The organism is Phyllobacterium sp. CCNWLW183 (assembly GCF_037203775.1).
GTDB lineage: Bacteria > Pseudomonadota > Alphaproteobacteria > Rhizobiales > Rhizobiaceae > Phyllobacterium > Phyllobacterium ifriqiyense.
On sequence record NZ_JBBCBN010000014.1, the window covers coordinates 14397 to 27019 of the forward strand.

A 12623-nucleotide genomic window follows, 5' to 3' on the forward strand; every position below is an offset into this window, starting at 1 on the left:
GAAGCCTGCAAAACCCAACGAGATCTCCATGACAATAATCCGGTCGATCATCTTCAATGTGCTTTTCTACCTGAACCTGATCGTCCAGATGATCATTTTCACGCCATACTATTTTCTCAGCCCGCGTAAACGGGCTTGGGCCATTCCGAAGAATTGGGCGCGGTCAAATCTCTGGCTGCAAAAGGTTTTCGCCGGAACAGATATGGAAATTGAGGGCCTGGAGAATATACCGGATGGCCCCTATATCTGCGCGCCGAAACACCAGTCCTTCTGGGATGCCTACGCGTTCCTGCCCTATATTGCCGACCCGGTTTACATTCTCAAGCGCGAGCTGATGTGGATTCCGCTTTTTGGTTGGTACATCCAGAAAATGAAAATGGTGCCTATTGATCGTGGCAAACGCTCTGCGGCGATGAAGACGGCCGTCAAAGGCGCGCATTTTGCCGTGTCGGGAGGCCGGCAATTGATGATCTATCCCGAAGGCACACGCACCAGTCCGGGAGCCCCGCCCGCTTATAAATATGGTGTTGCACATATATACGGCGAACTTGGCGTTCCGGTTCTGCCTATCGCGCACAATGCAGGCCTCTATTGGCCCCGCCGCAGATTTCTGCGTCACCCCGGGGTTATCCGCTGCCGTATCCTGCCGCCCATCCAGCCCGGAATGGATAATGACGCCTTTTTGAAGAAGCTTCAGGAAGTCACAGAGGCCGCCTGTGACGAATTACTGGTCGAAGCAGCAACCTCCGCCAACCCGCCTCCCATGCCTCCCACCGCCGTCAGGCGCCTCAAAGAACTGGGTGTGGAAATCTAAGCCTTGTTGTGGTCCACCGCAGCGGCCACCGCTTCCATCCAATGGTCGCGTATATTCATCTTGCGCATATGGTCGAGCGTATTATGCACATAGTCCTCATTGCGGCCTGACACGCCCACTGAACCGCATACAGCCTCCGCAGCTTCGGCGACCGAGAGCGACCCCGCATACTGAACGTGATTGCGGTCGACAATATAGGTCATGGCTTCGACCCTCTGGCCATCGGGAAGCCGTATGCCAAGACGGCGCTCAAGATAGACATGAGTGACAAGCTCGCGCTCACGTAGATAGGTCACCACTTCGTCTTCAAGCTCGCCCGGCACGCGAAATGCCATGCCAAGGCAGGAACCACCACGATCCAGGCCGAGTACAAGTCCCGGACGCTCCGGCGTCCCGCGATGCACATAGGAGCGCACGCACAGTGCCCTGCGATAGCCATGAAGACGGGCATGATGCGTCTCTACATGTGCAAAGCCGGGCTTCCACATGAGTGAACCATAGCCAAAGACCCAAAAATCGCCCATATCCATCCCGATAACTAGTGGTCTGATTCTAACATTTGCATCCCGTTTCGATCACGCTCGCAGCAAATGTTAGAATCAACAAGACCACTAGTAAGCCTATGTTTCTAGTGGAGTTTTCGAATTTGACATTTGTATAACAGTTTGCGATCGGATGGGAATCAAATGTCAAATTCACTCCACTAGATTTGAATCACATCATCTTCTGACCGATAGCGAGAGCCGCACCATGCCGTCAAGCAGCACCCCTGAAATCCGCAAGTCGGGGAAGTTTCTCAAATATCTGGCAGGCTTCATCATCTTGCTGGCGATCATCTATACGGGCGGATGGTTTTATCTGGCCAACCAGCTTGAATCGCGTGTGGCAACAAACCTTGCCGCCTTCAAGCAGAAGGGCATCGACGCCACCTGCGACAATGCTGCGGCCAGCGGTTATCCGCTCAGGCTTGGCCTTGAGTGCACCAAAGTCGGCTGGGCCGATCAGGCGAAACAGCTTTCCGTCGTGGCAGGCAGTTTCAACGCCGCTGCACAGATTTACGATCCAATGCGCATTGTCAGCCAGATCGAAGGACCAGCCGCTATCGATGCGCCCGGCATGGTTCCCTTGGACATTACCTGGAAAGATCTTGGCTCCAGCGTCCGCCTCGATAAGCCGCTGCCCAAGCAGATTTCGGTTCAGGGCAATGATATTGTTGTCAATCAGCGCAATGCGGCGGCAGGGAGCGCGCCCATTGCCATCATGAAGGGTGGAAAGCTTAGCTTTTCAACCACTGAGCCAAAAATGAACATCGCGTGGTCATTTGAAAAGCTGAAAATCGCAGACAATATCGTTTATGAGCATCCCCTGCCTGAGCTGACGGGCGCCGCCGATATTGAGCTGGAAAATGGCTTTGCGCTTCTGGCAAAGCCCGAAAGAGATATAACGATTCTGCGTGGTCAATCGGGATTGTTGAACAATGTCGATCTGGGCTTTGCCGACGGCAGCGGCATTGCGATTTCCGGTCCGTTCTCAGTCGATAATGAAGGCCGGATCAGCGGCGATTTCAACGTGACCATGCGCAATCCGGAAGGTGTCGCCCAGGCAATGCGCGGCATTCTGCCTGGCGAAGAAAACACAATCTCATCCGTACTTCAGGCGATGGCTTTCGTGCCTAAAGATGCGAACGGCGCACCGACACTTCCCATTACCGTGAAAAACGGGAAAATGTCGGTGGGTTTCATCCGTATCGGGCGTCTGCCCTCTCTATGAGGGCGGCGTTGCCTTCTGGCGTCCGAAATCCGGTGCGTCGATTTCCTGCCCTGCATCGATAATACCGCGCCGCACGGCACGTGTGCGGGTAAAAAGATCAAACAGCGCGTCGCCATCGCCCCAGCGCACAGAGCGCTGCAATGATGCAAGATCCTCGGAAAAACGCGCCAGCATTTCGAGGATCGCGTCCTTGTTGTGCAGGCACACATCGCGCCACATCGTCGGATCGGATGCGGCAAGACGGGTGAAATCACGGAAACCGGAAGCCGAGTATTTGATGACCTCGGAATTGGTGACTTCTTCCAGATCGCTGGCTGTACCGACGATATTATAGGCGATCAGATGCGGCAGATGGGAAACAATCGCCAGAACCCGATCATGATGCGCCGGGTCCATCGTGTCGAGCCGCGAGCCGCAGGCCTCCCAGAATGTCTTCAGCCTTTCGATGGCGTCCGCATCAGTACCCTCAAGTGGGGTCAATATGCACCAGCGGTTCACGAACAAATCCGCAAAGCCCGCATCCGGTCCGGAATACTCCGTTCCGGCTAGCGGATGCCCCGGAATGAAGTGAACATTTGATGGCAGCTCCGGTTGCATCTGCGCGATGACAGAGCTTTTGGTTGATCCCACATCGGTTACGATTGCGCCGGGCTTCAAGAAACCGGCAATCTGCTTTGCAACGGCGCCGGAGGAGCCAACCGGGACGGAAACCACGACGAGGTCGGCATTCTTGACAGCTTCACCACTATCAAGCGTATAAGCATCGCCAAGACCAAGTTCTTTGGCCCGTGCCAGTGTGCTTTCACTGCGTGTGGAAATGATGACATGGTCGGCCAGACCTTCGCGTTTGATCACGCGTGCCAGTGACGATCCGATCAGGCCGATGCCGATCAGTGCGATTGTATTGAAATGAGGCTTGGACATTTTTTACTTCAGGAATTCGGAGAGTGCAGCGACTACGCCGCGATTGGCTTCTTCGGATCCAATGGTAAGGCGCAACGCGTTGGGAAATCCGTATCCCGCAACGCGGCGCAAAATATAGCCCTTGCTCGTCAGATAGGCGTCTGCCGCTTCTGCCGATTTGGCCGCGTTGTCAGGAAAATGCACGAGCAGGAAATTTCCCACCGATGGCGTTACCCGCAGGCCAAGCTCTGTCAGCTGCTCGGTCAGCCAAGGGAGCCATTTTTCGTTGAACGCAATCGCCTGATCGACATGCGCCCGATCACGGATCGCGGCAGCACCGGCCAGAATGGCGGCGGAATTCAGATTAAATGGCCCACGTATCCGGTTAACGGCATCGACCACATGGGCAGGCGCGAACATCCAGCCGATGCGCAAAGCTGCAAGCCCGTGAATTTTCGAGAATGTGCGTGTCATCACCACATTTTCAGATGATGAAACAAGCTCTACGCCAGATTCGTAATCATTGCGGCGAACATATTCCGCATAGGCCGCATCGAGAACCAAAAGCACATTCTTTGGCAGTCCCGCATGCAGGCGGCGCACTTCTTCGAAAGGCAGATAGGTGCCGGTCGGATTGTTCGGATTGGCAAGAAACACGATTTTCGTGCGCGTCGTCACCGCATTCAATATTGCGTCAACTTCAGCCTGCTCGTTCTTTTCCTTGGCAATGATAGGCGTTCCGCCGGCAGCCATGATGTAGATTTTATACACCATGAAACCATGTTCGGTATAAATCGCTTCGTCGCCGGGCGCGAGATAGGTCTGGCACAGCAAGCCAAGCAATTCATCGGAGCCATTGCCGCAAAGAATATTTCCGGCATTCAGGCCGTGTACTTCCGCGATGGCCTGCTTCAGGGCATTGGCCTGACCATCGGGATACATTTCAAGATTTCTTGCCGCAGCCCCAAATGCTTCAATGGCAAGTTTGCTCGCGCCAAGCGGAGATTCATTCGATGACAGCTTATAAACCTTGGCAACACCATGCGCATGTTCCTTGCCGGGCACATAGGCCGCAATATCAAGCAAACCGGTTTTTGGTGTTGGACGTAGGTCTTGCAATGTCGTTGACATGATTGTTCATCCGTTAAGCGGCAAAAATCTCCGTCGCGGACATAACTGTCTGGAGACGAGATGTCGAGAACAACTTGACTTTGGCCCATGCGCGACCATAGCTACGCCCCAATCTGTTTCAGCAGGACTCTACGCAAATCAGCACCAATATGACCAAAGCCACCCGACCTACCGCTTATAAAGCACCGAAAAGTCAGGAAGCGACGAATCCCCACAGTCCAGTGGTTGAATTTGGCGCGGATAAGCCTTTGAACCTCGATAGCGGCGTATCGCTTTCGCCTTTTCGCATTGCCTACCAGTCTTATGGCACGCTCAATGAGGATAGATCCAACGCGATCCTGATTTGCCATGCTCTTACCGGCGATCAGCATGTGGCGAATGTCCATCCGGTCACCGGCAAATCGGGCTGGTGGGAATTGCTCGTTGGCCCCGGCAAACCAATCGATACGGATCGCTATTTTGTTCTTTGCTCAAATGTTCTTGGCGGTTGTCTCGGCTCAACCGGTCCCGCTTCGATCAATCCGGCCACCGGCAAGCCCTATGCGCTTGATCTTCCCATCATTACAATTGCCGACATGGTGCGTGCACAGGCAATGCTGGTCGAGCATTTCGGTATTGAGCAGCTTTTTGCCGTTGTCGGCGGTTCCATGGGCGGCATGCAGGTTCTGGAATGGGCGTCCAGCCATTCCGACAAGGTTTTCGCAGCCGTAGCGCTGGCCACCGGCGCGCGCCATTCTTCGCAGAACATAGCCTTCCACGAGGTCGGGCGTCAGGCCGTCATGGCCGATCCAGAATGGAAAGAAGGCCGTTATCTCGAAGCTGGCACGGTGCCCCGCAAGGGGCTTTCTGTCGCCCGCATGGCGGCCCACATCACCTATCTGTCGGAAACCGCCCTGCACAACAAGTTCGGGCGTAACCTGCAGGACAGGCAGAATGTGACGTTCGGATTTGACGCGGATTTTCAGATCGAGAGCTATCTGCGCCATCAGGGCAATACATTTGTCGAGCGTTTCGACGCCAACTCATACCTCTATATGACGCGTGCCATGGATTATTTCGATCTGGCCGCTGAGCATGAGGGCAGACTTGCCGATGCCTTTGCCGGGTCAAAGACCCGTTTCTGCATTGTCTCCTTCACAAGCGATTGGCTGTTCCCAACCAGCGAGAGCCGCACGGTTGCCCATGCGTTGAATGCGGCGGGCGCTTCCGTTTCATTCGTTGAGATCGAATCGGATCGCGGCCATGATTCGTTCCTACTGGACGAACCGGAGATGTTCTCGGCCGTCAACGGCTTCCTGCGCTCTGCAGCGCGCGCAAAGGGGCTTCTTCCATCATGAGTATCAATAGTCATCCCCGCGTTGATTTTGCCGTCATCGCTTCACTGATCGAGCCTGGTTCGCGTGTGCTGGACGTAGGCTGCGGCGATGGTGAATTGCTGGAACTGTTGCAGACCACCAAGGGCGTGGATGGGCGCGGCGTCGAGCTTTCGCAAAAGGGCGTCAACGAATCTGTTGCCCGGGGCCTTTCTGTCATTCAGGGCGACGCTGACAGCGATCTGAAATATTACCCGGATGGCGGGTTTGATTATGTGATCCTCAGCCAGACTTTGCAGGCCACCCGCAATCCTAAATATGTTCTGACCGAGCTTTTGCGCATCGGCGAAAAGGCAATTGTCTCGTTTCCCAATTTCGGCCACTGGCGCATGCGCGCCTCGCTGGCCATTAATGGGCGCATGCCGGTTACCAAAGAGCTGCCTTATAGCTGGTATGACACACCAAACATCCACTTCTGCACCATCAATGATTTTGTCGACATGACAAAAGAAGTCGGCGCCCACGTTGAATCAGCCGTTGCGCTGAATGCTCTGGGTCAGCGTCTCGGCTTCAATATGCCGTGGGGCTTCTGGAACCTTTTCGGCCAACAGGCAGTGTTCCTGCTCCGCCGTTAATCTTCTTTCGGACCATCGCGCCGCATGGCAGTGCCTTGCGGTGAAAGCACGGGCACAAAGACGCGCCGGGACGAACGCTTGGCCACCGGCAGGCCCTGATAGACACGCTTTTGCGCTTCCACAATCAGCACGCCTGAAAACATTGGCCAGAACCGCCTGCCCATTCTCTCAAACAATGCGGAGGGCCGCATCATCGCGCGGCGCGATGATGGCGGAAAGAACAAGGCTTCGCCCCATGGGCCGGGGGTAAAATTGGTTTCTCGCAAAAGCCGGATGAGCTGGCCTCGGCTATAGGGCCTGCCACTGCCGAAGGGCGTATGCTCGAAGCGAGCCCATAATCCGCGCCGATTGGGTACGACGATCACCAGGCGGCCATTGGGAGCCAGTACACGCCACATTTCCTTCAATGTCTCGCGTGGGTCCTCCGCATGTTCCAAAGCATGAATAAGCAACATTCTGTCAACTGCGGAATCCGGCAGGGGAAGCTCTTCCTCGAAAACCAGTGCTGTCGATGAAGGCTCAAGTGGCGGCCAGCTTGCGGCACCCTGCCCCGCTGGCATGAAGGCAAAGGTGCGCTCCGTATCGCTTCTGAAGCGATCAAGGTAAGGCGCGGCATAGCCGAGCCCGACGAGACGCTCACCCGGGAGCTTGGGCCACATGGCAGCAAGCGCCATGGTGATCGAACGCTCCGCCAGATGACCAAGGGTTGATGCGTAGAAAGTGCGAAGATCGATGATATCGAGATGCATGGTGGGCAAACTACCACGCTAATCAATAACATCAAGAAAATGCCGGTCTCGTGGCTTGCGCATCCACGGCAGCGGCTTATCTTGGTTCTGACAGGAATAAAGAGAAGCTATATGTCCAATTTGCAGATCGAACAGTTTAACGCCCGAAGCGATAATTTCGGCGTTCTCATCCATGACCCGGAAACAAATCTCACTGCGTCTATCGATGCGCCGGAAGAGCAACCAATTCTCGATGCGCTCAAGCGCCGCGGCTGGAAACTAACGCATATTCTTACCACTCATCATCACAATGATCATATCGAAGCAAATCTCGCTTTGAAGAAGCGCTTTGGCGTTGAGATCGTCGGTCCGGAAGCTGAGAAATCGCAAATTCCCGGTATTGATCGCACATTGAGTCACGGTGACCATTTTCAGTTCGGCAGTTTTGATATTGAGGTGATTTCCACTCCCGGTCACACAAACGGGGAAATCTCGTTCTTTATCCCTGCCGCGAAGGTTCTCTTTGCCGGCGATACATTGTTTTCCCTTGGTTGCGGGCGGCTGCTGGAAGGCACGCCGGCGACCATGTTCGAATCGTTGCAAAAGCTCGTCGCTTTGCCCGGCGATACGCAGGTCTATTGCGGACATGAATATAGCGAAAGCAATGCGCGTTTTGCCTTGTCAATCGACCCTGATAATTCGGCGTTAAAAGAGCGAGCCAGGGAAATTACAGCGCTTCGCGCGGCAAGTCAGCCTACCTTGCCAACCACAATATTGCGCGAAATGGCCACCAATCCGTTCCTGCGCTGGCATGATCCCGTCATTCGCAAAAACCTCAAAATGGAAAATGCCAGCGATGAGGCTGTCTTTACCGAAATACGCAAACGGAAGGATCATTTCTGATGGATCTTACCGCACAACAGATCAAAGACATTCTCGGGCTTGAACCTCATCCGGAAGGTGGCGCCTATATCGAAACATTCCGCGATAACAAGGCGGAACCGCAGGTCTGTAAGCGCGGATATTCCACCGCGATCTATTTCCTCCTTTCCAAGGGGGAAATATCCAGATGGCACCGCGTCAAGGACGCATCGGAGGTCTGGCACTATTATGGCGGCGCGGCGCTGGAACTTTCCATAACCTCTGGCAAAGAACCCGTGACCACCCAAATACTCGGAATGGACCTTGCCAATGGGCAACGCCCACAGGCGGTTGTTCCCGCAGGGCACTGGCAGATGGCGAAAAGCCTTGGCGACTGGACGCTGGTTGGCTGTACAGTCGCTCCGGGCTTCAACTTTGCTCAATTCGAATTGGCTGAACCCGGCTGGGAGCCTTGATTTTTCTTGAGCAGCATATCCTTGGCAGCAAGCACCGCGCCTGAAGTGATCAAGGCACATGCAAGCAATACCCGTGTCGTTGGCTCGGTCACACCAGCAATGATCAATACAAGCGTCGATAGCAGAGGCGCGGCATAGCTGGATGCGCCCAGCACCTGAATATTGCCGCGCTTGACACCGTAATCCCATACATAGAACGCAGCGCCGACCGGAAAAAACCCGAGTCCCAAAACTGCCAACCACTGAACAAGCCCTTCCGGCCATATGGTCTGCTCAAGAAGCAGATGAGAGATCAGTGAGAGGATCGACGTTGCGATGCAGAAACCCGTTACCGCATCGGTCGGCACCTCGGCAAAACGTCGTGAGAGCAGCGAATAAGCCGCCCATGTGAGCGCGCAAAGACCCGCCATCGCATAGCCGAAACTATATTGCGGATCGAAACCGAGCCCGCCGCCCTTTGTGATGATCAGGACAGTGCCGGACAGGCCAAGCAGCGTCCCGACAATGTGAAACCAGCGCAGACGTTCCCCCGGCATCAGCGCCGAACCAACCACGATGAACAGAGGCCACAGATAGGCGATGAGGCTTGCATCGATCGCCGGTGCATTACGCAGCGCGGTAAAATAAAGAAAATGATAGCCAAACAGCCCGACAACCCCGAGCATCCAGACTTTCAATGGCTGGCGCAAATGTCTGGCCGCGCCCGGACGCCACAACCATGAGACCAGTCCAAGGCAAGCACCGATGGCAAATGTCATTGCGGTCAGCTGGAATGGCGGCACCTTGCCTGACACATCCGTGAACAGTGCGAGCATCGCCCACATGATAACTGCGAGAAATCCGACAAATGTAGCCACGCCGCCCCCAAATCAACAGGCGGCGCTCAGCCGCTTACTGCGTCTTTTCGAAACGGGTCGCGTAAACTGTCACCGTGCCGATTTGCGTGCCGATTTTCGCCTGCACCGGCGAATAGATACCGGACTTGCCTAATGATGCAAAGGTCATACTGATCTTGCTGGAGTTTTTCAGATATTCAATGGCTTTCCGGCCCGATTGATAGCCGGAAATCGGGATAAACTTGGCAGTACAGGTAATAGCATCACCCTTGAAACCGTTGGTTGCGAAAGGCCTGGATCCGCCCTCCGGCGAAAGCTTGAGATCAATGCGGGTCTGACCGTCATACATTTGCAATGTCCTGGAACAGACCTGATCGAGATTGTCTGCTGCGACCATGACGCCGGAAATGGGATCGGCCACAGATTTCAGATCATCGGGTTTCAATTCGACCCAGTTTTCTTTCTTCTTGATTGGGGGCACATTGACCGTCTCCGTCACATTACCGTCTGTGAACGCAATTGATGTCGTCTTGTTGCGCTTGCCGTGCTTGTATTTCACCGCATAGGAGCTTGGGACAGGTCCAGCCTTGCCATATTGCCCCTTGGCATCAAGCGTGCCGCTCGTATCGTCAAAGAGGCTGCCCAGCCCGGAACTCATCAATTCGCCGCTGACCTCATAGGCATGGCTGTCGGAGACATTCGTTGAAAAATTGGCTTTCGCAATGGTTAGCCCATAGAGCGAAACCCTGTATTCGGACTTATAGGCCTGCGCAGCATTGGCGGCACCGGCCATCATGATCGCGCATGCGGCTAGACTGACCGCCACCAGTGCTCGCTTGGAGGAACGCCCTCCGGCTTTCATTTGTCGTATTCCCATCTAACACCCGTCCTTGATGGTAACTGCTCGTTTATAAAGCAGGCAAAGTTGTGTTAAACACCCCATGATCCTGACGAAATGCACAGTGCATGGAGCAAACAGCGTAGATATACACTTGACGCGTAGGGCTCATATCACTATAGAAACGCAACTTCCCAATAGGCCGCCTTTCCGAAAGCTGAGCCGCTGCGTGGCAACATGCGATGGCACCAGACAGAATTTGGATCGGCGGGAATGAAATTTAAAGGTGAGACCCAATGTCCCGCACATGTGAATTGACCGCAAAGTCGGTCCAGTACGGCAACAATGTGAGCCACGCGAACAATCGTACGCGCCGCCGCTTTTTGCCAAATCTTTGCCAGGTAACGCTGATCTCCGAAGCTTTGGGTCAGAGCTATCGTCTGCGCGTTACAGCCCATGCGCTTCGCAGCGTTGAGCATCGCGGTGGTCTGGATGCGTTCTTGGTCAAGGCTGACGAGAAGGAGCTGTCACAGCGCGCTCGTCTTCTCAAGCGCCAGATTGCCAAGAAGCTTCTTGAAGCTCCGGTTGCTGCTGCTTAATCAGCGCTTCTTTATTGCTTGATCATCGGGGCCAGCATATGCTGGCCTTATTGTTGCTGGTTCCATTACCCAGGATAAAAAAATGCCGCTCAGCCGCGCTTATTCCCTGTCTGATTTTGTTTTGCCCGTTCTGGCCATGTGCGCAGTCGTGGCTGCGTCCAATATTCTGGTGCAATATCCATTCCATCATTTTGGTTTGGGCGAAATTCTCACCTATGGCGCGTTCACCTATCCGATAGCTTTTCTGGTCAATGATCTTTCCAATCGCAGGTTTGGCCCTGTCTTCGCCCGGCGCGTTGTCTATGCAGGTTTTGCCATTGCCGTTGTTTTGTCGATCTGGCTTGCGACACCCCGTATCGCCATCGCATCCGGCACGGCGTTCCTCACGGCCCAGCTTCTCGATATAACTGTCTTCAACAAGCTGCGTCAGCTGACATGGTGGAAAGCCCCCTTCGCTTCCGCAATCTTCGGGTCATTGCTCGACACCTTGCTGTTCTTTTCTATCGCTTTTGCCGCACGCTTTGCCTGGATTGACGCCATAACGGGCCAGCCCGATTCGTCACTGGCAATGCCAGTGCCGTTCTTCGGTATGGAAATTCCCCTATGGGCATCGCTGGGCTTCGGTGACCTCTTGGTCAAGATCGTCATGGCCGTGGTTATGCTGGTGCCCTACGGCGCGATCCTCGCCATTTTCGCCCCTGCCATCTACTCGGCTAGCCGAAATTCCAGATAAAGATTTCTTTGCACAACTGAGAAATTATCGTCCGATATCATCGAGACGCGGGTAGAGCCATCAGCGGCCTGCCAGACATCCAGCCCCTCCATATTGTCGATCTGGTAGCTTAGATCGGCATTGAAAATTATCCGTCCATCAACGGTCGCATCCGGCTTGATCATATCGCCCGGAATTAGCCGAAGGCGTACGCTTATGCCGGTTATGAAGCTGTATTTGCGCTCAAGCAGCAAAAGGTCGCCACCCGGCAGAAAGTCGCCATCGCTTATATCAAAGCCATCCCTGCGCTGGACATAGAATATTCCTTTTCGCGGCCCTTCAAGCACAGCAGCAAAGGCATTGCCCGCCTTGTTCAGGCTCATCTCAGTCACGGCCACGCGTGCGCCGCGCAACGGACTGTCGGGAGGCGAATAGGCAATGGTCTCAATGCCGCGATTGGTTCTTAGCTCTTCTTTTGGAATGGGCAGCGGCAGAATCTTCGGCCGCGAGGCGAATTTCTCCAGATCAAGTTCATATTCGGCGATCCGATGATTGCGTTCAAAAGAAACCGTGACCTTCTGGCCGGAGATATTCATGCCTTCTGCATCAGAATCCCGTTTGCCGTCGAGAGGCAAACCGTTTTCATCCAGGATTGGCGCCAGCAGATAATCGTCGATCATTGTCGGCCTGCCCTCGGCATCGCGCAAAATCTTGCCCGCAAACCACGAGCCCGTATCGGTAACACCAAGAAAGCGATGTCCGGCATCAAGGAAATGAAATGCGGACATGCTGCCAAAGCGGGCATTTGTCGATGACATATCCAAACCACCGATAAATTCGAGCAATCCGAAGCGGGTTTCAGCCGAACCCAGTTGGAAATTGGAGATGATACGGGATTTGATTTGTAGAGGCGAAACGCCCTCTTGCGCCAAGGCCGTGTTGGTAGCCGCCGCAGCAAAGATCATGATCAACCAGACGCGCCAGCAACGTAGCGCAACTGATTTCAT

15 protein-coding genes are annotated in these 12623 nt (G+C 54.4%); 8 read left to right on the forward strand and 7 right to left on the reverse strand.

From position 1 onward, the window contains the following. The first annotated feature begins 28 nt into the window (after nt 1–28). Nucleotides 29–814 (forward strand): lysophospholipid acyltransferase family protein, encoded by a 786-nt coding sequence (locus V9K95_RS22945; RefSeq protein WP_115055505.1) that lies wholly within the window; start codon nt 29–31, stop codon nt 812–814. On the opposite strand, the gene V9K95_RS22950 is transcribed toward V9K95_RS22945, so the two are convergent. Then, entirely contained in the window at nt 811–1338 is a 528-nt protein-coding gene (locus tag V9K95_RS22950; protein ID WP_336442343.1) for a gamma-glutamylcyclotransferase, read from the reverse strand. The genes V9K95_RS22945 and V9K95_RS22950 overlap by 4 nt on opposite strands. A 226-nt stretch (nt 1339–1564) precedes the next feature. Here V9K95_RS22950 and V9K95_RS22955 point away from each other — a divergent pair, with 226 nt between their 5' ends. After that, nucleotides 1565–2584, forward strand: coding sequence for a DUF2125 domain-containing protein (locus V9K95_RS22955; RefSeq protein WP_336442342.1), 1020 nt, complete (start codon nt 1565–1567; stop codon nt 2582–2584). Here the strand turns inward: V9K95_RS22955 and V9K95_RS22960 are convergent. Both V9K95_RS22960 and hisC read right to left on the reverse strand, forming a co-directional pair. Further along, nucleotides 2579–3508 (reverse strand): prephenate/arogenate dehydrogenase family protein, encoded by a 930-nt coding sequence (locus tag V9K95_RS22960; RefSeq protein ID WP_336442341.1) that lies wholly within the window; start codon nt 3506–3508, stop codon nt 2579–2581. The two genes, V9K95_RS22955 and V9K95_RS22960, sit on opposite strands and share 6 nt — an antisense overlap. Before the next feature lie 3 nt (nt 3509–3511). Beyond that, entirely contained in the window at nt 3512–4618 is a 1107-nt protein-coding gene (hisC, locus tag V9K95_RS22965) for a histidinol-phosphate transaminase (protein WP_336442340.1), read from the reverse strand. A 149-nt stretch (nt 4619–4767) separates the two neighbouring features. Between hisC and metX the strand changes: the two genes are divergently transcribed. Then, nucleotides 4768–5955: a homoserine O-acetyltransferase MetX gene (gene metX, locus V9K95_RS22970; RefSeq protein ID WP_336442339.1), complete on the forward strand. Its 1188-nt coding sequence runs from the start codon at nt 4768–4770 to the stop codon at nt 5953–5955. After that, the gene (metW, locus tag V9K95_RS22975) at nt 5952–6566 is read left to right on the forward strand and encodes a methionine biosynthesis protein MetW (protein WP_115055513.1); all 615 of its coding nucleotides are present in this window, start codon (nt 5952–5954) and stop codon (nt 6564–6566) included. Before metX ends, metW begins: the two co-directional genes overlap by 4 nt. Here metW and V9K95_RS22980 read toward each other — a convergent pair. Next, nucleotides 6563–7315: a class I SAM-dependent methyltransferase gene (locus V9K95_RS22980; protein WP_115055515.1), complete on the reverse strand. Its 753-nt coding sequence runs from the start codon at nt 7313–7315 to the stop codon at nt 6563–6565. The genes metW and V9K95_RS22980 overlap by 4 nt on opposite strands. A 111-nt stretch (nt 7316–7426) precedes the next feature. Here V9K95_RS22980 and gloB point away from each other — a divergent pair, with 111 nt between their 5' ends. Beyond that, nucleotides 7427–8197 (forward strand): hydroxyacylglutathione hydrolase, encoded by a 771-nt coding sequence (gene gloB / locus V9K95_RS22985; protein WP_336442338.1) that lies wholly within the window; start codon nt 7427–7429, stop codon nt 8195–8197. Then, on the forward strand, nt 8197–8631 hold the full coding sequence (locus V9K95_RS22990) for a cupin domain-containing protein (RefSeq protein ID WP_115055517.1): 435 nt from the start codon (nt 8197–8199) through the stop codon (nt 8629–8631). The genes gloB and V9K95_RS22990 overlap by 1 nt, the downstream gene beginning before the upstream one ends. On the opposite strand, the gene yddG is transcribed toward V9K95_RS22990, so the two are convergent. Together yddG and V9K95_RS23000 are read right to left on the reverse strand one after the other, a co-directional pair. After that, complete coding sequence (gene yddG, locus V9K95_RS22995) at nt 8595–9488, reverse strand: aromatic amino acid exporter YddG (RefSeq protein ID WP_336442337.1); 894 nt, start codon at nt 9486–9488, stop codon at nt 8595–8597. The genes V9K95_RS22990 and yddG overlap by 37 nt on opposite strands. 34 nt (nt 9489–9522) lie before the next feature. Beyond that, on the reverse strand, nt 9523–10344 hold the full coding sequence (locus V9K95_RS23000) for a DUF3108 domain-containing protein (RefSeq protein ID WP_336442336.1): 822 nt from the start codon (nt 10342–10344) through the stop codon (nt 9523–9525). Between the two features lie 257 nt (nt 10345–10601). On the opposite strand from V9K95_RS23000, the gene rpmB reads away from it, so the two are divergent. Both rpmB and V9K95_RS23010 read left to right on the forward strand, forming a co-directional pair. Next, nucleotides 10602–10904, forward strand: a complete 303-nt coding sequence (gene rpmB / locus V9K95_RS23005) for a 50S ribosomal protein L28 (RefSeq protein ID WP_008127961.1) — start codon at nt 10602–10604, stop codon at nt 10902–10904. Between the two features lie 82 nt (nt 10905–10986). Then, on the forward strand, nt 10987–11637 hold the full coding sequence (locus V9K95_RS23010) for a queuosine precursor transporter (protein WP_336442335.1): 651 nt from the start codon (nt 10987–10989) through the stop codon (nt 11635–11637). Here V9K95_RS23010 and V9K95_RS23015 read toward each other — a convergent pair. Then, nucleotides 11610–12623, reverse strand: coding sequence for an esterase-like activity of phytase family protein (locus V9K95_RS23015; RefSeq protein WP_336442334.1), 1014 nt, complete (start codon nt 12621–12623; stop codon nt 11610–11612). The two genes, V9K95_RS23010 and V9K95_RS23015, sit on opposite strands and share 28 nt — an antisense overlap.

What these genes read in the sequence shown, in the direction of transcription:
- V9K95_RS22945 (WP_115055505.1), top strand. Translation starts at nt 29, where the DNA reads ATGACAATAATCCGGTCGATCATCTTCAATGTGCTTTTCTACCTGAAC.
- V9K95_RS22950 (WP_336442343.1), bottom strand. Translation starts at nt 1,338, where the DNA reads ATGGGCGATTTTTGGGTCTTTGGCTATGGTTCACTCATGTGGAAGCCC.
- V9K95_RS22955 (WP_336442342.1), top strand. Translation starts at nt 1,565, where the DNA reads ATGCCGTCAAGCAGCACCCCTGAAATCCGCAAGTCGGGGAAGTTTCTC.
- V9K95_RS22960 (WP_336442341.1), bottom strand. Translation starts at nt 3,508, where the DNA reads ATGTCCAAGCCTCATTTCAATACAATCGCACTGATCGGCATCGGCCTG.
- hisC (WP_336442340.1), bottom strand. Translation starts at nt 4,618, where the DNA reads ATGTCAACGACATTGCAAGACCTACGTCCAACACCAAAAACCGGTTTG.
- metX (WP_336442339.1), top strand. Translation starts at nt 4,768, where the DNA reads ATGACCAAAGCCACCCGACCTACCGCTTATAAAGCACCGAAAAGTCAG.
- metW (WP_115055513.1), top strand. Translation starts at nt 5,952, where the DNA reads ATGAGTATCAATAGTCATCCCCGCGTTGATTTTGCCGTCATCGCTTCA.
- V9K95_RS22980 (WP_115055515.1), bottom strand. Translation starts at nt 7,315, where the DNA reads ATGCATCTCGATATCATCGATCTTCGCACTTTCTACGCATCAACCCTT.
- gloB (WP_336442338.1), top strand. Translation starts at nt 7,427, where the DNA reads ATGTCCAATTTGCAGATCGAACAGTTTAACGCCCGAAGCGATAATTTC.
- V9K95_RS22990 (WP_115055517.1), top strand. Translation starts at nt 8,197, where the DNA reads ATGGATCTTACCGCACAACAGATCAAAGACATTCTCGGGCTTGAACCT.
- V9K95_RS23000 (WP_336442336.1), bottom strand. Translation starts at nt 10,344, where the DNA reads ATGGGAATACGACAAATGAAAGCCGGAGGGCGTTCCTCCAAGCGAGCA.
- rpmB (WP_008127961.1), top strand. Translation starts at nt 10,602, where the DNA reads ATGTCCCGCACATGTGAATTGACCGCAAAGTCGGTCCAGTACGGCAAC.
- V9K95_RS23010 (WP_336442335.1), top strand. Translation starts at nt 10,987, where the DNA reads ATGCCGCTCAGCCGCGCTTATTCCCTGTCTGATTTTGTTTTGCCCGTT.
- V9K95_RS23015 (WP_336442334.1), bottom strand. Translation starts at nt 12,623, where the DNA reads ATGAAATCAGTTGCGCTACGTTGCTGGCGCGTCTGGTTGATCATGATC.